A 19,457-nucleotide genomic window follows, 5' to 3' on the forward strand; every position below is an offset into this window, starting at 1 on the left:
CAGTACGCAGCCGGTGCTCACGCATCAGCCGACGAACCCGATGACGGCCAATCTGCAAGCCTTTGGCGCGCAACGCCTTCAACAGCCGTCGGCTGCCGTAACTGTGCCCTGACCTGGTAAACGCAGTCTGCAGCTTCACGCTCACCGGACAGGGGCGTGGCTCTGCCAGCGCTCGTTGCCGGGCAGCGTAGTAGCCGGATCGACTGACTCCGAGCAGCCGGCATGCGTTGGCAATGTCACCGGCCTTCTCCTGCACGCTGGCAATGCTCCGGTAAATCACCTGAGTCGCCGGGCGAAGAAGGCCGATGCTTTTTTTGAAATTGCATTGTTCTCACGCAAGCGGCGTACTTCGGCCTCCAGTGCGCGGATACGCTGCTGCTCGGCGGTCAGCGGTAAGCCAATCCCGGGTAGACCCTGCTGCTCGGCCTCGTATTGGGCAATCCAGCGGTGGACGGCCGTCTAGCCGATGTCCAGATCCCTGCAGACCTGGCTGATGCGCAGGTCCTGTTCCTTGATCATCTTTACGACCTGGAGCTTGAACTCCACGTCGAATGTTCTACGTTGCCTGGTCATCAATGTTTCCTCGATGGGTGAATGATCCACCTGTCGAGGTGTCCGTGGAAATTAGACCACGACGGTCCACGGAGAGCGGGACAGACCGACACATTCGTGTGCGCTCTCTAATTTATTCAGACAAGATTTGAAAATCTTTCTATAAATTAATCAAATGTTGATTTTTGGTGCGGCGATATAGGCGTGAAGAATAATTAAAGTAGGCAACAGCATTCTGCTTCTAGGTTTATTGTTTTTTTCATGAGGTGGCAATGGATATTCCTTCCTCGCCCGCTGACCCAGAAAAAAAGACAGTACTGGATGACAAGGCTCTTGAGCAACTGGAGCAACGCCTGGTTCCATCTCCCCGGAAGCTGGCATGGTTGCGGGTGCGGTTTTTGCTTTGGCGCATGTCAGGCACGATGGGGGTACGCATCAAACGGGGGATTGATGTCTCGGCAGCAGTCTGTTTGCTGGTGCTGCTTTTACCTTTGCTACTCCTCGTTGCACTACTGGTCAAGCTGACAGACGGCGGGCCGGTACTGTTTTGGCAAATGCGGGTGGGCAAATGGGGGAGGCCATTCCGTTTTCCCAAGTTTCGTTCGATGGTAATCAATGCCGAGGAGATTCGTGCACGGTTGATGGAAGCCAATCAGCACGGCGGCCAGGGCATCACCTTCAAAATGAAACGCGATCCGCGTGTGACATGGATCGGCCGCATTATCCGCAAGACCAGCATTGACGAGTTGCCACAGCTGTGGTGCGTGATCCGGGGTGACATGTCGCTGGTCGGACCTCGTCCGGCACTGGTGAGCGAAGTTGCACGCTACACGCTGGAAAACCGCCGGCGGCTGGATATAAAACCGGGGCTGACCTGTATCTGGCAGGTATCGGGGCGCTCCGATATTCCGTTTGAGGAGCAATGCCGGCTGGATGCCCAGTACATCGAGGAACAAAGCCTGCGTGCGGACCTCCGGTTATTGCTGAAAACCATCCCGGCCATCATCACAGGCAGGGGTGCTTATTGACCCAGTACAGGAGTGCCAAATGCTTCATCAAGAAACGGATGCAGGCATCCTGGTTTGTGAGTGGCACGATAGGCTGCCCGGAGAAATTCCGGCTGCCATGACAAGCATCCTGACTCCCATGCTGGACAAGCCGTTGTTGCAGCGGGCCATCGAACAACTGGTACGTCTGGGCTGCCGGCATGTCCATGTATTGCTGGGCATCACGCCGGAGCCGGTCAGAAGGTTTCTGGCCGAAGGAGAGCGCTGGGGCATTACGCTGCGCTATCACTACCGCTGGTCCGATCGTGATCTGGCTGACAACTTCAAACCATTGCAGCTTTCCCCTGCATCTAGGTACTGGCTGGCCAGTGCCGAAACAGTCCCTGTCCTCGTGCCGGATGAGCAGTCCGGGGGGATTGGCTGGCGTACAGGCACCGTCACGCACTGGAGTGGATGGGGCTGCTTTTCAGGAGATTGGCTGGCCGGCCTGAAAGGCGTTGCCTCGCGCGAGGCACTGGAAGCGTTACTGCTGGAGCAACATTCCATATCGAGACTGGTTGGTTCGCCTCCGCTGTCCGCCTCCAGTGATGAGGATTTTCTGGACAGCTGCAAAGCCTGTCTGCTGCAACTGGCTCCGGAAGATGGTCCGCAAATACTGCCGGGAAAAGGTGCCGTACTGCACCCTTCTGCCCGGATTGATGGTCGTTGCTATATCGGCCCGCTGGCTCGCATCGGGGCAGGTGCCAACATCGGTCCGAATGCCGTGATCGGAGAGGGCTCGGTCATTGACCGTGGAGCCACGGTTGCAGACTGCGTGGTATTGCCGGATACCTACGTCGGTATCGAGCTTGAGCTGAAGCATGCAATTGCCGCCCCGGGACAACTGTCCAGCGTAGCCCATGGCGCCGTGCTGACCTGTCTGGAGCCAACCCTTCTGGCCGCAGTCAACCAGCCTGTGGCCTCCCGGCAAGGGCTTTCATTCATGCAACGATGTGGTGTCCTGCTGTTGCGGGTGTTGCTCCTGCCGCTTTATTTGCTGGTACGCCACTGGACTGCCGGCAGCTCCAGTTCCGTTCAGCTGTGCCTGCCGGGACATCTCCAGTGGCAGCAGACGGTGCCACTGGCTCCCGCCATATCGACCGGCAAACCGGAAGAGCAGCTGGTCCGGCATTTTTCCGGCACTTTCTATCCGGGGCTGGCCTTGCTGCCCAAGGGACTGCTGGTTTTGTGCGGGCTGACACTGCGTGATGTTTCCGAAGTGCAGCAGCTGCCGGATTACTGGCGGGGGCTGTATGCAAATCACCGCTGTGGCCTCTTGAACGAAGCCGTACTGTTGCCGGCTGATGAGGCGACATCTTCCAGACACTATGCCTGTGATGCCTACGCATGTGTCCATGGCCATTCCATGTATGCCATTCGCCTGATGTTGCGCTATCTATACCAGGTGGCTGGCGCCGTCTTGAGACTCGGCATGGCTGCCTGGTCAGGTGCTGCCCGGTAACTGATCTTCAAACCTCTTGAAACCTCTTGCGGGGAAATGACATGCAACTTGACATCACTTCTTTCGACGACGGACCTGGCGTACTGGTTGCGATTGACGGTGAACATCTGGATGCCGGGAATGCAGCGGCTTTCAAGGCGCTGATCCAGCCCTGCCTGGATCAGCATGCACTGGTAGTGGTTGACATGAGCCGTCTGCGGTTCGTGGACAGCTCGGGGCTCGGGGCCATGCTGTCCTGCCTGCGCCACATGAACAACAAGCAAGGACAGTTGATGTTGTTCGCACTCAGCAAGCCGGTACGCTCCTTGTTTGAACTGGTGCGGATGCATCGCATTTTTGCGATTTATAACGACCTGAGCGAGGCGATGGCCTCGGTATCCCGCTGATTTCAGGTTCGTTGTCATGCCTTCACGCCATCTGCCCAAATTTGAATCATTTTTGGCGAGCCACACACGTGCCACGGTGCTGATTGTCAATGATGACAGAAGCAGCCGGCAGATTTGCCGCTCGGCCATTGAGGAAATTGCCGAAATCCTTGAGGCTGCTTCCGGTGCCGAGGCATTGGCCATGGTGGCTGCTGGCCGGCCCGACCTGATTTTGCTGGATGCCAGCCTGCCAGACATGGACGGATTCGATCTGGCATGCCGGCTGCGTGAGCGGCCGCAGGCTGAATGGATACCAGTGGTATTCCTGACCACGTTGACCGATACCGCTTCCCATCGGCGCGGGCTGGAATTGGGCGCCGTGGATTTTCTCAGCAAACCGGTCGACAGCAGCATTCTTCGGTTGCGCATCGGCAATTTGCTGGAGCGCGAACATTTGCGGATCGTCGCGCTGGAATACCAGAAAAAACTGCACGAAACGCTGATGGCGCAAACCGCCAGTACCCGCATGCTGGAGGCCATCTTCAATGCATCAAGTGATGCGCTGGTCGTCATTGATGCCGGTCAATGCATCGTCCAGGCCAACAGCAATGCCGACAGTCGTTATGGCGGCGGTTCATCGCTGGTCGGCCGCTCATCTGCCGGTTTCAGCTTCAGGGATACCGGGCAGCGGCCGGTTTTGCTGACTGACCTGGCGCAGCAGTCCAGGCCGGTCGAATGCATGTTGTCGACCCCCGAGGGATGGCAGCTGCCGGTATCTGTCGGAGTGAGGGCTTTTCTGGCGCATGGCGAACAGCAGTTTTACCTGCTGGTGCTGGAAGACATCAGCGAACAGCTTGCCCTGCGGGCGGAGAAGGAGCAGGCCGATGCAGAATTGCATGCTCTGGTGGCCGAACTGGGCAAGCAGAAGTACGCGCTGGATGAGCATGCCATTGTCAGCATCATCGACCTCCATGGTGTGGTGACCTATGTCAACCAGAAATTCTGCCAGGTTTCGGGACATGCTACGGAGGAGCTGGTAGGGCAACCCTACCGAATGCTCAATGGACAACTGGGCCCTGACGGTCAGTATGCCGATCTCTGGCGCATGCTCCGGCACGGGCAGACGTGGCAGGGAGAAATGGCACACCAGCGGCGTGACGGTCGGCCGTACTGGGTGGCGACGACCATGGTGCCATGGCTGGGCGCCGACGGGCTGCCATTCCAGTTTGTTGCCATCAGTACCGACATCACCTCGCGGCACGAAGCCGAAGCTGCATTACAACAAGCACGGCAGCGGGAACTGGACATCGGAGAGGAGATCCAGCAACGCCTGCTGTTCGGACGCCCGCCCGGAAAGCTCGCGGGCCTGTCGATTGCCAGTCATACCGAAGGATCACTGGGCGTAGCCGGCGATTTTTATACTTTTACCCGGCTGGGCGAACACACCCTGGAAATCCTGACTGGTGATGTCATGGGCAAGGGAGTCAATGCTGCACTGATTGCTGCCGGCATCAAAAGCACCTACCGGCAGATCTTTGTCGAACTGGCTGCTACCCACCGTGATGCACCGTTGCCATCGCCGGCAACCCTGATGAACAGCATTCATGCCCAGCTGACCGGTGAGCTGATCCGGCTTGGAGTGTTTGTCACCATGTCGTTGTTGCGCTTTGACCGGCTGGCGCAAACCGTGACATGGGTCAATGCCGGCCATACGCCAATCCTGCTGGTACGGTCAGCCAGCCATCGCGTCGAGGTGTTGCAAGGAGACAGTCTGCCGGTTGGCGTATTGCAAGAAGAACATTACACCGAGCAAACCACCGTGCTGGAGCTGGGAGACACTTTGCTCGTGTATTCGGACGGGCTGTCCGAATCGATGAATGCAGAAGGCGAGCAGTACGGAACAGACCGGATGTGCTCGGTACTGGAAAAGACCAGCGCGTTCGGAGCCTCTCCCGCGATGACTCTGGGTTCGTTGCGAAGCGACATCCGCTTTTTTTCCGGGGCCGATGGCAAGCACCGGGATGACAGTACGGCCGTGCTGATCCGGCTGCACCCCATGCGCCAGCTGTCTGATGGCAGCATCAGGGACCGTCGGGCACCGGAATGTTTCGAATTGCCGCGCCAGCTGGACCAGTTGGCACCTTTGCGTTTCCGGATTGCCTCGATGTGTGCAGACCAGCCGGAATCCTTTGTGCACATGCTGTCATTGGCAGCATTCGAGGCTGCCACCAATATCATCCGTCATGGTGGCGAGGCGCTGAGAGGAGCGCCGCTTTGCATTGCCCTGAAACGTGACGACACTGCTGCCTGTGTCGAGTTGCTGTATGACGGCCTGCCGTTTTCGGCCATGGCTCCCGAGCCTGATCTGAGCGGCGCCAGTTCCGGCGGGTTTGGCCTTTTCATCATGGAAAACGCAGTCGACCGTGTGAGCTACGACGTTCCGCTGCCAGGCATGGTCCGCATCAGCTTGTACAAGACATTTTTTGCAGAAGAAAACCCGCCCATGGACGGACATGGCGACAAGGAGCGTCACCGGCCATAACTGTCATCAAACCGCACGATATCGTCCTCTCCCAGGTAGCTTCCTGTCTGGACTTCGATGATTTCCAGTGGAATCGTGCCCGGGTTGAACAGTCTGTGGACTTCCCCAAGCGGGATATAGGTGCTCTGGTTTTCAGTCAGCAAAATGGTTTTGTCGCCATTGGTGATCTCGGCCGTACCCTTGACGACAATCCAGTGCTCGGCCCGGTGAAAGTGCTTTTGCAGGCTCAGGCTGGCATTGGGCTTGACCTGGATGCGCTTTACCTTGAAGCGTGCGCCGTCATCAATGCTGTTGTACCAGCCCCATGGCCGGTGCACCTTGCGATGCAGCAGCGGCTCATCACGTTTTTGCTGCGTCAGCTGCGTGACGATTTCCCGTACATTCTGGCTGCTGGACTTGTCAGCAACCAGAACAGCATCGGCAGTTTCGACGACCACCAGCTCCTGGACTCCGACGAGGCTCACCAGCCGGCTGCTGGCATGTACCAGTGTGTTGTGACAGTTCACGGACAGTACGTCACCCATGTGGCTGTTGCCGGCTTCGTCCTTGCTTTGGGCATTCCAGACTGCATCCCAGGCACCCAGATCACTCCAGCCGGCATCAAGCGGCACCATCTGCAATGAAAAAGGGCTGCCGGGACAGTGTTCCATCACGGCATGGTCGATCGATTCCGCCGGAATGCGGGCGAAGGCGGTCTTGTCCGGGCGGATGAAGCGGGCGTCGCAGCAGCGCTGGGCCCAGGCTTGCCGGGTGGCATCCAGAATGTCACGACGGAAGCTCTGGAGAGCGGACAGCCAGACGGACGCCCGTACGACAAACATGCCAGCGTTCCAGTAGTAGCCACCTTGGTCAAGACAAAGCCGGGCAGTAGCCAGATCGGGCTTTTCAATGAATGCCTCGACCTTGCATGCCCTGGCATCGGAGCGTGTGACCGGTGCCCTGATGTAGCCGTAGCCGGTTTCCGGCCGGTCTGGCGTGATGCCGAGCATGACGATGGCACCCGTTCCGGCTTCGTGAATGGCCTGCTGCACGGCAACAGAAAATGCCTGTGGGTCAGCGATGATGTGGTCTGACGGAGTGACCACCAGCACCGGGTCCAGCTCGTGACTGGTGGCATGCAGGGCCGCCAGCGTCAGGGCCGGCGCCGTGTTGCGGCCGAGAGGTTCCAGCAGGAGGGCATCCACGTCAATACCGGCTTCACGCAGCTGCTCCTGCGCCAGAAAGCGGTGTTCTTCATTGCCGACGATGACAGGAGCCGAGACGGCCAGACCGCAATCGGTCAGGGCAGCAAGTCGCTTGACCGCTTGCTGGAACAGGCTGTCCTGGCCTGTGAGGCATAAAAACTGTTTGGGAAAACCCGAGCGCGACAGTGGCCACAATCGGGTTCCCGATCCGCCACACAGAATGACTGGGGTAATGGACACCATGATGGAGGCAACCTCGTTCCTGTTTCAGCAGCCATGCAAGGTTACGCCAGCCGTTTCCGGAGTCCGCCTGCATCCGTCATCCGGTCGGCCGGGTTTGTCGTGATGTCATCACTATAGGAATGCTTTATGAATATGAAAGCCGGTTTCCACATGGTTTGTCAGAGAGGGGAAACCGCTTCGACAATCAGGGTGTGCAGGCGGAATCCACCCTGCTCGAACCGGGTACGCAGGCGCAGGGTATGCAACCCCTGGTCCAGCACCAGCGTGACCGGCTGACTGATTGCCGGATGGCCCCAGCCGCGTGCCGGCATGGATACGACTGGTGACCACGGCAGGCCGTCTGCGGCAACTTCCAGTGCATTGCCCGGACTGGCGGCCTCTGCCTCTATGGACAGACGATAGTGGCCGCGCTTCGGTACCCGCAGCAGGTAATCGACGAATTGCCCCGGGTGCAGATAGTCAATCCGCTGCCGGGCAGCGGCCGGGCTGGATGGTGCACCGGCAAAGGCAAGTGCATCGATGCGGCCAGGCACGCGGTTGCGCGTGGTCAGGGAAGGACGCGGAGCAGCCAGTACATGATCGATGCACCGGATTTTCGGCGTGTCGGCCCGTGCCAGATCGGTCGTGAGTTCCCATGTGCCAAAGCGGGTATCCCAGTTGCCGGCTCCCGCTGTAAACCACATGAACAGGCCGCCGCCCTGTGCCAGCCAGAGATCAAGATAGCGGCGGCAGATGCCTTCAAGCTGCGGGTCGAGGCTGGCTGCATGCTTGGCGGCCAGGCTGCCGTCACCAAACGTGTCAGACCCTCCTTCGTAGGCCAGATAGGGCAGCCCGTACCAGCGGGCCAGTGCCAGGTTTTGTTCCAGATGACTGGTTTCGGCCAGTTGTGTAACCGAGCCTTGCATGGCTTGCAGTACCTGTGCCGCAGTCAGCCCGGGGGCCGTCTGCTGTGTCCCCAGGTTGAAATACGGCGCTCCGGCCAGTGCATAAAAATAGCGGGTGGGCGGGCCAAAAGCAGCTGCAACGGCTACCAGTCCCAGTTCGGTGACATAAGGTTGCACGACCTGGCTGGCAAATACTGGTCGGATGATCGTCTGCATGGCTGCATCACCGTATACGGCCCGGAAAATGTCGCTGATCTCCTTCAGGCGTACGGCAATCCTGCGGAAAGCCCACTGGTCGGGATTCCGGCTGCCGTCGAAGGCCAGTGGCGAGTCAGGGTGACGGCGGACATCATCAATGGCCAGTTCCCGGTTGACGGCAAACTGGCTGAATTGCGCATTCCACAGCTCATTGCTGTATTCGACATACACCCTGATGCCGGGGTGGAGCGAGGCTTTCAGCAGCCGGGCGAGGTGAAGCACGTAATCATCGTCGGCCCGGACCGGGATGTTGATCCAGATGTCCTTGCCGGTGCTGTTGGCCAGGGCAATCACGTGCTCCCAGGGGACTCCTGCTGTCGAGGCATGGCGGGTATTGAGAGGCGTGGGGCGCTGTGACCACGGACGGGCTGGCTGGTCGTGGTTGGTTTGCAGCCAGTCCATGAAACGCAGCGCGCCGAAGCGGCGTACATGCGCCAGGAACGCCCGGGTAAACAGGGGCGGGGCGTCGCCGGTGTAGCCGGGACGCAATACGCGCAAATCGCGAATGCCCGGCCCGGTCCGGGTAAACGCCAGGGCCAGCTGGTCTGCTCCTTCCGGCATGTCCAGGGTCATGGTGGTGCGGTTGCGTGCCGCGTCGTAAACAGGCGGTCCAAGACGGGCAGGGGAGGCCACGACACTGACGCTGGCCTGCCCGGTGAACTGCACCGTGTAACGCCCGGCGATGCCTGACACTCCACGCTGGCCACTCATCAGGAACACGCCGAAATCACCCGTCGGCCAGCCGTCATCGCCCAGCAGGGCTTTTTCGTCCCATGGTGCTTCGGGTGTTCCGAAACGGCGGGCCTGATGCAGCAGGTCGACGTAGACCGGGGTACGGCTGTAATCCGCAATGGCCGGCAGGTTGGCGCCGATGGCGACGCCGGACATGGCTTGTTGCAGGCGGGTGTCGGCTTCGGCGCGTCCCACGGGAGGGAACGCACTGAGCATGGTTCCCAGCAGCACGGAAGTCAGGCAGCGAAACATGCTGGCCCCCGGGTCAGGACAGGATGCGGCGGAACGGCAGGGATGGTGCAGCAGGCTGCCCGTGAACAGAAACACTTGCCGGTTGCTCTTGTGCACGGTTCTTGATGCTCTCACCCCAGCCCAGCAGCAGGAAAATCATCGGCTCGGTCTGTGCGCCCATGTATACGGTCGAAAAGGCAATCAGACAGGCAAGATAGATGCCGGAAAAGGTAAAACCGATCGGCGGCGTACCGGGTGGTGCATGCAGGCCGAAACGGATTTGCGTCACGATGGCGTAAAACAGGATCAGCAGAAACATGGCCGGTGCCAGCAGCCCGTGTTGCAACGCCATCAGGAAAAAGGCGTTGTCGACTGATTCCATGCCATGGATTTTCGGCACGGTGGTGAGGCCCCAGCCGGTCCACATCCTGTCCGTCAGGAATGCCTTGTATTGGTCGACCATTTCCTTGCGGTACAGCATGGTCTGGGCTTCTCCGCTGAGGACTTCGCCGGCCCTGGGCGTGATGTAGGCGGTGAGCAGCAATTGTCCGGCCACGCCCGCCACGATGAAAAACGTGATGACGAACATGAGTGATTTCCGGCGCTGCCGGGTATTGCCGGTTGCGGTCAGGATAGCTCCGGCCAGCGCACCGATCCACGGTCCGCGGGAAATGGTCATCAGGGCCATCAGGATGAGCACGAGGGAAATCTGGTGCTTGAAAGCCATGGGCAGGTGGCGTGCCTGCCGTTGCAGGATGCCGGCCCAGCCGGTTTGCGGCTGGTCCCACACTCCCGTCCAGCACAGCCAGCGGTGCAGCCGGTAAACCGCCACGATCATGATGCAGGCGAGGATCGGGTGTTCAAACGTACCGGCTGTCCGCGCCAGCCCCCAGCGGAGAGACAGGCCGCTGGACGCATCCGGGAAAAATCCGGAGAGCAGCTTGAAAACGGGGCTGACCCAGAACCTGGCTTCGTACAGGAACAGCGGGAAAAACAGCAAGAACATCAGCACGAACATGCGGGCGGTATCAATATCCATGCGGCGGCTGCGGATCAGGTATCGGCCCAGCAGGTACGGACCGACGACGGAATACATCAGGTAGATCGAGTAGTTGCGGGCATCCGGATAGCCCCGGCTGAGAAAATCACAAAAAACCCGGATGACAATGTAGACAGCCAGCATCGACTCCATGGGGCCGAACTGCATTTCGGACCGCCTGGTCTTCAGCAGGACCAGCAGTACGGGAATGCTGGCGGCTTCCATGAAAGTGTGGACCGGTAATCCCGGAATGATGAGCTTGAACGCCGTTGGCATGGACAGGAATACCGGAACCCATACACAGAGAAATGCCTGGTCGATTCCGCGGTGCATCAATACGTGGATTGAGGCCAGCATGGCAACAAAGATGATCAGACCGGTCATGGGATCCCTTGATCAGGGAGAAAAGGCATCTGGAAGTCGTTTTTTGATTATTGGCTATGATGAATCCAATGAAAACGACATTTTCAGGCCGGAAAATGATGCGTTATGCCGTGGTGGCATGGCTGACAGTACCGATGATGTCTGCCTGTGCCACACATCCTCTGCCAGGACCGGAATCCGGATTCCGTCCGCCGGAAAGGGCGCGGGAGGTAGCCATGCTCAGCAAGGAAGACCTGGCCTTGCTGAATGGTCCGGTTGACCCGGTCTATCGCCTTGGAAGCGGCGATACGCTGCGGCTGAGTGTTTTTGGCCGGCCGGAGGTCAGCGGCCAGTTCCTGATCGGGCCGGATGGCGTGGTGACCATCCCGCTGATCGGCAACCTGATGCTTAACGATTCCACGCGTGAAGAAGCGCAGCAACGCATCAGCCAGCAGCTTCGCGGTTATTTCACCAGGCCATATGTCACGCTCGCCGTTGATGATTACGGCTCAAACCAGGTCACCGTGCTCGGACGGGTACAGAATGCCGGCCGGCAGAAGTTTCCTGCTCCGCCCACGCTGGCCGAAGTGCTGGCCAACGCCGGAGCCATGCCTATTCTCGACAAGCAGGCCACGCTGACCCGCTGTGCAATCATCCGTGGGCGGGAAAAGCTGATCTGGGTGGATCTCAAGGCGCTGCTCAATGGCGATCTGGCCTACAACATCGTGATGAAACGTGGCGATATCGTCTTCATTCCCGATTCGTCCGAAACGGCCGTGTATGTACTGGGCGCGGTACCCAAGCCGGGTTCATACCGGCTTACACCGCACATGAGCGTGCTTGATGCCCTGGCCCAGGCAGGCGGGCCGGACGAAAACGCCAAACCGGAAGCCATCGGCATTTATCGCGCAGGTGCCAGACAAGTGGAAACCATCAGTTTCAACGACCTGATTGCCCCGCAACGGGCCGTCAATTTCGGCCTGGAAGACGGCGATGTGGTGTTCGTACCCCGCTCGGGAGTGGCTGATCTGGGCTATTTCCTGCGACAGATCACCCCGGCCGTTTCCGTCCTGACCTTTGGCCTGACCGCCAATGCCCTGATGAAAAACCAATGACCCCGTTGCCAGAACAATCACCGGTTCCGGTCCCCGCCCTTTCCGCTGCACCCCAGGTATCGGTGGTGGTCATCGGCCGCAACGAGGGCGAGCGACTGGTGCGCTGTCTGGCATCTGTCATGGCAGCGGACTGGCATGGCATCTCCCGTGAGGTGATCTATGTCGACTCCTGCTCCCGGGATGACAGCCTGACCCGGGCCAGACACCAGGGCGCATTGGCCCTGTTGCTGGACGATGCTTCGCCTTGTGCGGCCAAGGCCCGCAATCTGGGATGGCATGCTGCGCGTGGCGACTGCATCCTGTTCCTGGATGGAGATACCGAGCTGGATGCCGGATTTGTCAGGCTGGCCTGCACCACCTTGCAGGCTCATGCGGATGTGTGTGCGGTCTGGGGGCACCGGCGCGAATCCGATCCGCAGCAGTCATGGTTTACCCGGGTACTTGATCTGGACTGGGTGTATCCGGCCGGACCGTCGCTGTATTTCGGTGGCGATGTCCTGATTCGCCGCGAAGCCCTGCTGGCGTCAGGAGGCTTTGATCCGCAGCTCAAGGCCGGCGAAGAACCGGAACTGTGTGCCCGGCTGCGCGCGGCCGGCTGGAAGATCATGCATGTTGATGCCCCGATGACGCGCCACGATCTGGCCATCCGGTCGTGGCGGGCCTACTGGCTGCGGGCCTATCGTTCCGGCATGGCGTATGCCGAAGTGGCCGAGCGCATGCGCAAGCTGGGCGATCCGCTGTGGCAGCATGAAGCGCGGCGCGATTTCCTGCATGGCTGGCTGTTTCTGGCGGCGGGTGCCGCCTGGCTGGTCTCGTGGTTCTGGTGGCCCTGGATGGCTGTCGGCCTGACCCTTGCCGGGGGATTGCTGCTGGCACGTACCGCCTGGCGCTGCCGCTGGAAGGCACCGGGCCAACCCGGCCTGTGCTGGCTTTATGCCGTGCATGTGCACTTGCAGAAAATCCCGTCCCTGTTCGGCCAGCTGCACTGGCGACGCCACCGGCAGGCCGGCGGCAGCGGCCTGATCGATTACAAGCAATCGCCATCCCGGTCGCCCCGGCGGGTCAAATCCTGGCTGGCGGACGGGCTGACGCCGCTGGCACGGCTGTGGCAACGCTGGGGTCTGGCCCGCTGGCTGCGTGTGTGGAGCGTGGCGCGTTTGCAGGCGGCGACCGGCCGGCAGGTTGCTCCCTCCAATGTCGTGCTGGGCCCGGTGGAAATCCACGGGAGCGGCAACATCCGGCTGGGGGAGCGTGCCCTGATTTATCCGGGCTGTTATTTCGAAACCCAGGGCGCGGGCCGGATCGAGATCGGTGACGATGTCGTGCTGTCCCGTGGCGTGCATATCGTGGCCTTTGACCGGGTCACGCTGGGTGCGGGCTGCATGGTGGGTGAGTACTCCAGCCTGCGTGATGCCAATCATCGTTCCGGTCCTGATGGCATAAGGCACAGCGGCCACGACAGTGCCCCGCTCGACATCGGCCGCAATGTCTGGATCGGCCGTGGTGTTGCCGTGCTGAAAGGTGCCCGGCTCGGGGACAACTGCATCGTGGCGGCCAATGCCGTGGTCAACCGGCCGGTTGCTGCCGGCGCAATCGTGGGCGGTCTGCCCGCCCGCCCGCTGCCCCGGTATCCGTGCGAGGAAAGCTGACATGAATGCTGTCCGGCTGGCGTATCTCGTCAGTGTCTATCCGGCTGTCTCGCACACGTTCATCCTGCGGGAAATCATGCGCCTGCGTGAGCTGGGGCTGGAAATCGTCACGGCGTCGGTCAACCCGCCGGACCGGGCACGGGAGGCCATGGATGACTGCGAGCGTGACGAAGCAGACCGCACCTATTGCCTGAAAACCGACGGGATGCAGGGTGCCCTGCGGGCACTCGGATACTGGGGACGCCGTTCGCCAAGGCAACTGCTGGCGGCCTTCCGGCTGGGGCTGGCAATGGGGACCGGAAAGCGCCGGTGGATCGGGCTGGCCTATGCCGTCGAAGCCGCCATGGTGGCGCGCTGGATGAAACAGCAGTCCAGCCGGCATCTGCACGTGCATTTTGGCAATGCCGGCGCCAGTGTCGGCGTGCTGGTGAAGGTTCTGACCGGCTGTCATCTGTCGTACACCATTCACGGCCCGGACGAGTTTGATGATGTGCCGGGCCAGCAACTGGCACTCAAGATGCAGAAAGCCGATGCGGTGGTCTGCATCAGCCAGTTTGCCCGTGGCCAGCTGATGCGCATCAGCGTGCCGGAACACTGGCCGAAACTCCGTCTTTGCCGGCTGGGCGTGGACCCGGACCGGTTCCGGTTTGCCTTGCGAAGCGGACGCCACCGCCCGGTGACGCAACTGCTGTGTGTCGGCCGGCTGGCGCCAGCCAAGTGCCAGGTCCTGCTGGTGCAGGCATGCGCCCGCCTGCGGGATGCCGGCCTGGCATTTCACCTGACCCTGGTGGGGGCCGGGCCGGATCTGGAACGTATCCGGCAAGCCATTGCCCGTGAACGGCTCGAGGCGAACGTCACGCTGACAGGTGCCCTGACCCAGCAGGCTGTCCGCGACCAGCTCGACCGGGCCGACATTTTCGTTTTGCCCAGTCTGGCCGAAGGAATTCCTGTGGTGTTGATGGAGGCAATGGCCAGCGGCGTGCCGTGTGTCAGCACGCCCGTCAACGGAATTCCCGAGCTGATCCGCCACGGACAGACCGGATTGTTTGCCCTGCCGGGCGATGTTGACAGCCTGGTCGAACAGCTTGAACGGCTGGTCCGTGAACCTGTGTTGCGTGACACCCTAGCCCTGGCTGCACGTGACAAGCTGCTGGCTGACTTTGACCTGAGCCGCAATGTCACGCAGCTGGCGCAGATTTTCAGGGCATTCCCCGCCCATGCAGACCTTGAGAAGCCGGCTGGACCATGAATCTTTCCATCATCATCGTCACGTACAACTCGGCACGGCTGATCGGCGCCCTGCTGGATCACCTGCATGCCGACATGGCAGCCCTGGATGCAGAGGTCATCGCTGTGGACAACGCTTCGCGCGATGACACGGCCGGGCTGATCCAGCGGGAATATCCATGGGTACGGCTGATCGCCAGCCAGGTCAATCTGGGATTTGCCGCAGGCAACAATCTGGCTGCCTTGCATGCCCGGGGGCGGTTTTTCCTGTTGCTGAATCCGGATGCCATGCCTGCACCAAGCGCCCTGGCACGCGGGCTGGCCCTGATGGTGCAGCATCCGCAGGTCGGTCTGGCCGGCGGGGAGTTGCGCGGCACCGATGGCAGCCGGCAGCCGTCGGCCCGGATGTTTCCCACGCTGCGTGACGAGCTGTTCACCCTGTCCGGTCTGGCCGGACGCTATCCGTCCAGTCGGCTGTTTGCCCGGCTGGACCGGCGCTGGGCTGATCCGGAACAGGTGGCGCAGGTGGACTGGATTCCGGGGGCCTTTGTTTTCATTCCGGCCGTACTGTGGCAGCAGCTGGGCGGATTTGATGAGCGGTTTTTCATGTACTACGAGGAGGTCGACCTGTGCCGGCGCATGCAGGCGGCCGGCTATCAGGTGATGTACTGGCCGGAACTCAAGGCCATGCACATCGGAGGCGAGTCGGCCAGAACGGTGCAGCAGGCGCGGGTGTCCAAAGCCGGATCGCAGCTGGAAAGCTGGCGCATGCGAAGCGGCCTGCTGTACTACCGCAAGCATCACGGGTGGCTGGGTGCGCAGGGACTGCACTGGATCGAATGGGGATGGCACCGGCTGCGCCAGATCAAGGCCCGATGGAGCCGCCAGCCGGACAAGGCTGCAGACATGGCCTTGCACTGCGCCCAGCTGGATGCGGCATGGCGCGACACACTGGGCGGTACGCACAGTCCCTGCCGGCCATGGTGAGCCTGACCACCGGGGCGCCCTCGCTCAAGGTGCGCATGCTCAAGGCTGCCACCTGGCTGGTGGGGGGGAACATTTCGTCACAGTTGCTGCGGCTGGCCAGCTCGATGGTCCTGACCCGGCTGCTGGTGCCCGAGGCATTCGGCCTGGTAGCGGCCATCAATACGCTGTATTTCGCCCTGGTGATGTTTTCTGATCTGGGCGTATGGCAAAGCGTGGTGAAAAGTGACCGTGGTACTGACATGCGCTTTCTCGGCACGGCATGGTCGGTACAGCTGCTGCGGGGACTCTTGCTGGCCGCCATCGTGCTGGCTCTTGCGCTGGCCCTGCATGTGGCGGCGAGAGCAGGCGTGTTTGCCGACGGCACGGTCTATGCCGATCCGCGCCTGCCGCCGATGATGACGCTGTTTGCCTTGTGCGCGCTGTTGCAGGGCATGGAATCAATGAGTCTTGCCAGCGCCCAGCGCGAACTGCTGGGCGGGCATCTGGCCCGGCTCGAGATTTCCACCCAGCTGGGCGCCATGCTGGTGACGCTGCTGCTGGCATGGTGGACCCGGTCCGTGTGGGCGCTGGTGACCGGAACGGTGGTGGGGGCGATGCTGCGGACGTTGCTCAGCCATTGCTGGCTGCCCGGCATCCGCGTGCGGCCATGCTGGGACAAGACATGCGTTGACGAGATCATCGGGTTCGGCAAGTGGATATTCCTGTCGTCGATCATCGGCTTTCTGGCTGCGAACGGAGAAAAGCTGATCCTTGGGGGTAGCCTGGGCACGGCAAGTTTTGGCGTGTTTTCCATTGCCAGTACGCTGCTGGCTGCTGTGGTGGGGGTATATGCCAGTCTGAACGGCCACGTGATTTTTTCCAGCCTCAGCCATGCATTGCGGTCGGCCGACCCGGTCGAGGTCAAGCGGGTCTATGTCCGGGTGCAGCAACTGGTTGACCTGCTGCTGGGCGGGCTGGCCGGCGGCTTGCTGATGGCCGGGCACTGGCCGGTACGGCTGCTGTATGACCCGCGCTATCACGATGCCGGCTGGATGCTGCAATGGCTGGGTCTGGGCCTGCTGGCCATGCGCCACCAGGTCGTCGAGCAGTTGATGTTTGCCCACGGCAAGCCGGCATGGGTGAGTGCAAACAATGCCTTGCGTGCAGTCAGCCTGGCCGTGTGCATCCCGGCCGGCCTGGCGGCTGGTGGTGAGGCCGGTGCCATTGCCGGCGTCGTGGTCAGCCAGTTTGCCGGGTGGCCAATGTCTCTGTGGTACAAGCGGCAACAGGGCATCCTGACATGGCCGAGCGAGCGCTGGTGGCTGCCGGCGCTGGGAGTCGGGGCACTGGCCGGCTGGCTGGTTGATACGCTGTTGCTGCGCGTGCTGGGATGAGGAAAGCGTCGATGCGGATTACGTTCATCATGCCTGCGGATGACCTGACCGGAGGCAACCGGGTCGTGGCGACCTATGCCCGGCTGTTGCAGGCCCGCGGCCATCGGGTACAGGTGGTGTGCAATGCGCCTGACCGTCCCGGCTGGCGGCAACGCCTGCGCCTGCTGCGTCGCGGTGCCTGGCAGCAAGCCTGCCGGCCGGCAGGGGCGGCTCCGTCCGGGCATGTGTCCCGTGCCGGAGTGCCGTTTCACGTACTGGAACGCCCACGGCCGGTGCGCGCGGCCGATCTTCCCGATGCTGACGTGCTGGTTGCCAGCTGGTGGGAAACCGCGCGCTGGATGCAGGACATGCCGGCCAGCAAGGGACGCAAGGTACATCTCTTGCAAGGATACGAAACCTGGGGCGGTGGCGATATACGCCGGCAAGTCCAGGACACCTTGCGTTTGCCGAACTGCAAGATTGCCATTTCAGAGAGCCTGAAGCGTGAGATCGAGGCCGACCTGGGATCACTGGGCATGTTTGTGGTGCCCAATGCCGTGGATTTGCAGCTGTTTGATGCCCTGCCCCGCCAACGGGGAACGCCGCCTGTCGTCGGGTTCATCTATGCCGGTTCGCCCGTCAAGGGCAGCGACCGCTGCCGGCAGGCCATCGAACTGGCCCGCCGGGACCTGCCGGAGCTGCGCGCCCTGGCCTTTGGTGCCGACCAGCCGGCGGCAGACTGGCCTTTGCCGGCCGATTGCCGGTTTGTGTACCGGCCGGAGCAAACACGGCTTGCGGCACTGTATGCCCGGTGCGATGTCTGGCTGTTTGCCTCGCGGCAGGACAGTTTCGGCTTGCCGATCCTGGAGGCCATGGCCTGCCGGACGCCGGTGGTGGGGGTGTCTGTCGGCGCGGCCCCCGAGCTGCTGACGGTTGACACGGGCTGTCTGGTGGCGGACGGGCCGGATGCCATGCTGACCGCCGGGCTGGCTGCCGGCATTGTCAGACTGTGCAGCCAGTCCCCGGAGCAGTGGTGCCGGATGTCAGGGCAGGCCCATGCCCGGGCACACGCCTACTCATGGGATGACGCGACCGACCGGCTGTTGCAGGTGCTGGAGACGTTGCATGACTGACGCTGAATCGCGCGTGATCGGTCTGGCGGGCGTGCCGCTGGACATGGTGACGATGGCTGGTGCCGTGGCGCGGGTGCGCGATGCGGTGCGCTTGCGGCAGCGGCTGTTGGTGTCGACGCCCAACCTGAATTTCCTGATCGCCTGCCAGCGTGATGCCGTTTTCCGTCAATCGGTGATCGACAGCGACCTCAGTCTCGCCGATGGCATGCCGCTGGTGTGGATGTCGCGCTGGCTGGCGTCCCCGCTGCCTGAACGGGTCACCGGCTCCGGACTTTTTGAGGTCTTGCGGCAACCCGTGCCCGGAGTACCGCCGGTCCGGGTGTATTTCTTTGGCGGACCTCCCGGCATTGCCGCTGCTGCCGCGCGGCAGGTCAACGCGGTTTCCGGTGGCGTGCATTGCGTGGGACATGCCGATCCCGGTTTTGGTTCGCTGGATGACATGAGTTCAGCCGGACTGCTGGCCGACATCAATGCCAGTGGCGCGGATTTCCTGATCGTGGCGCTGGGGGCGGTAAAAGGGCAGGCATGGATCCAGCGCAATGCTGCGGCTTTGCAGGTACCGGTCATCAGCCATCTGGGTGCGGTGGTGAATTTTGCAGCCGGTACGGTGCGGCGTGCTCCAGCGTGGGTGCAGCGCAGCGGTCTGGAATGGCTGTGGCGCATCAAGGAAGAGCCGGCCCTGTGGCGTCGTTACTGGCGTGACTCGGTGGCTTTGGTGCGCCTGGCAATCATGCAGGTGTTGCCCTGCGGCCTGTGGCTGCGGCATCAGCACGAACGGGCCGGGGCGGTCATCGCCTGGCATGACGAAGGTGCATGCGGGCGGCTGGTGTTGCAGGGATGGTTGCCTGACCGGCTGGACCCTGGCCAGCAGGCTGCCGTCCGGCAAGCGATGGAGCATGAGGGGCCATTGCAGCTGGACTGTCACTCACTCTCCGGATTCGGTCCGCAGTGGGCTGGAAGGCTGTTGCGGCTGGAACGCCGGCTGCGGTGCCATCCGGACCGTACGGTGCAGGTAGCCGGATTGTCTCCCGGCATGCAGCGTCTGTGGCGCTGGAACGGGCTGACGTTTTATCTGGCCCGCATGGTCTGACTG

The 19,457-nt window shown here is 61.6% G+C and carries 17 protein-coding genes; 12 read left to right on the plus strand and 5 right to left on the minus strand.

Annotated features, from left to right (window positions below; translation table 11 throughout):
• Positions 1 to 280, minus strand: a 280-nt coding sequence (locus tag G542_RS19665; protein ID WP_162142369.1) for an IS3 family transposase, incomplete at its 3' end; no start/stop codon positions are given.
• Positions 281 to 459: 179 nt separating this feature from the next.
• A complete protein-coding gene (locus G542_RS18595) occupies positions 460 to 573 on the minus strand; it encodes an IS3 family transposase (RefSeq protein ID WP_012696303.1) in 114 nt (37 codons plus the stop codon).
• A 251-nt stretch (positions 574 to 824) separates the two neighbouring features.
• Here G542_RS18595 and G542_RS0112920 point away from each other — a divergent pair, with 251 nt between their 5' ends.
• The 4 genes from G542_RS0112920 to G542_RS0112935 all read left to right on the plus strand — a co-directional run bounded on the left by G542_RS0112920 (position 825) and on the right by G542_RS0112935 (position 5,967).
• On the plus strand, positions 825 to 1,580 hold the full coding sequence (locus tag G542_RS0112920) for a sugar transferase (protein WP_012696304.1): 756 nt from the start codon (positions 825 to 827) through the stop codon (positions 1,578 to 1,580).
• 97 nt (positions 1,581 to 1,677) lie between these two features.
• On the plus strand, positions 1,678 to 3,060 hold the full coding sequence (locus G542_RS16935) for a hypothetical protein (RefSeq protein ID WP_162142370.1): 1,383 nt from the start codon (positions 1,678 to 1,680) through the stop codon (positions 3,058 to 3,060).
• A gap of 41 nt (positions 3,061 to 3,101) precedes the next feature.
• The gene (locus G542_RS0112930) at positions 3,102 to 3,446 is read left to right on the plus strand and encodes an STAS domain-containing protein (protein WP_012696306.1); all 345 of its coding nucleotides are present in this window, start codon (positions 3,102 to 3,104) and stop codon (positions 3,444 to 3,446) included.
• Positions 3,447 to 3,522: 76 nt separating this feature from the next.
• Entirely contained in the window at positions 3,523 to 5,967 is a 2,445-nt protein-coding gene (locus G542_RS0112935; protein WP_162142371.1) for a SpoIIE family protein phosphatase, read from the plus strand.
• Here the strand turns inward: G542_RS0112935 and G542_RS0112940 are convergent.
• The 3 genes from G542_RS0112940 to G542_RS0112950 all read right to left on the minus strand — a co-directional run bounded on the left by G542_RS0112940 (position 5,955) and on the right by G542_RS0112950 (position 10,763).
• A complete protein-coding gene (locus G542_RS0112940) occupies positions 5,955 to 7,394 on the minus strand; it encodes a mannose-1-phosphate guanylyltransferase/mannose-6-phosphate isomerase (RefSeq protein ID WP_012696308.1) in 1,440 nt (479 codons plus the stop codon). The two genes, G542_RS0112935 and G542_RS0112940, sit on opposite strands and share 13 nt — an antisense overlap.
• A gap of 158 nt (positions 7,395 to 7,552) precedes the next feature.
• Entirely contained in the window at positions 7,553 to 9,520 is a 1,968-nt protein-coding gene (locus G542_RS0112945; protein WP_027824337.1) for a carbohydrate-binding protein, read from the minus strand.
• A gap of 13 nt (positions 9,521 to 9,533) precedes the next feature.
• Positions 9,534 to 10,763 (minus strand): O-antigen ligase family protein, encoded by a 1,230-nt coding sequence (locus tag G542_RS0112950; RefSeq protein ID WP_162142372.1) that lies wholly within the window; start codon positions 10,761 to 10,763, stop codon positions 9,534 to 9,536.
• On the opposite strand from G542_RS0112950, the gene G542_RS18850 reads away from it, so the two are divergent.
• The 8 genes from G542_RS18850 to G542_RS16955 are packed head-to-tail and all read left to right on the plus strand — an operon-like array spanning position 10,762 to position 19,454.
• On the plus strand, positions 10,762 to 11,181 hold the full coding sequence (locus tag G542_RS18850; protein ID WP_162142373.1) for a hypothetical protein: 420 nt from the start codon (positions 10,762 to 10,764) through the stop codon (positions 11,179 to 11,181). The genes G542_RS0112950 and G542_RS18850 overlap by 2 nt on opposite strands.
• Complete coding sequence (locus G542_RS16940) at positions 11,138 to 12,016, plus strand: polysaccharide biosynthesis/export family protein (RefSeq protein WP_162142374.1); 879 nt, start codon at positions 11,138 to 11,140, stop codon at positions 12,014 to 12,016. The genes G542_RS18850 and G542_RS16940 overlap by 44 nt, the downstream gene beginning before the upstream one ends.
• The gene (locus G542_RS19035) at positions 12,013 to 13,665 is read left to right on the plus strand and encodes a glycosyltransferase (RefSeq protein ID WP_012696313.1); all 1,653 of its coding nucleotides are present in this window, start codon (positions 12,013 to 12,015) and stop codon (positions 13,663 to 13,665) included. Before G542_RS16940 ends, G542_RS19035 begins: the two co-directional genes overlap by 4 nt.
• A gap of 1 nt (position 13,666) precedes the next feature.
• On the plus strand, positions 13,667 to 14,914 hold the full coding sequence (locus G542_RS0112970) for a glycosyltransferase family 4 protein (protein WP_012696314.1): 1,248 nt from the start codon (positions 13,667 to 13,669) through the stop codon (positions 14,912 to 14,914).
• Positions 14,911 to 15,879, plus strand: coding sequence for a glycosyltransferase family 2 protein (locus G542_RS0112975; RefSeq protein ID WP_027824338.1), 969 nt, complete (start codon positions 14,911 to 14,913; stop codon positions 15,877 to 15,879). The genes G542_RS0112970 and G542_RS0112975 overlap by 4 nt, the downstream gene beginning before the upstream one ends.
• The gene (locus tag G542_RS0112980) at positions 15,831 to 17,252 is read left to right on the plus strand and encodes an oligosaccharide flippase family protein (RefSeq protein WP_012696316.1); all 1,422 of its coding nucleotides are present in this window, start codon (positions 15,831 to 15,833) and stop codon (positions 17,250 to 17,252) included. The genes G542_RS0112975 and G542_RS0112980 overlap by 49 nt, the downstream gene beginning before the upstream one ends.
• 11 nt (positions 17,253 to 17,263) lie before the next feature.
• A complete protein-coding gene (locus G542_RS16950) occupies positions 17,264 to 18,364 on the plus strand; it encodes a glycosyltransferase family 4 protein (RefSeq protein WP_012696317.1) in 1,101 nt (366 codons plus the stop codon).
• Positions 18,357 to 19,454, plus strand: a complete 1,098-nt coding sequence (locus G542_RS16955) for a WecB/TagA/CpsF family glycosyltransferase (RefSeq protein WP_051190063.1) — start codon at positions 18,357 to 18,359, stop codon at positions 19,452 to 19,454. The genes G542_RS16950 and G542_RS16955 overlap by 8 nt, the downstream gene beginning before the upstream one ends.
• Positions 19,455 to 19,457 lie beyond the last annotated feature (3 nt).

This window comes from Laribacter hongkongensis DSM 14985 (genome assembly GCF_000423285.1).
Taxonomy (GTDB): Bacteria; Pseudomonadota; Gammaproteobacteria; order Burkholderiales; family Aquaspirillaceae; genus Laribacter; species Laribacter hongkongensis.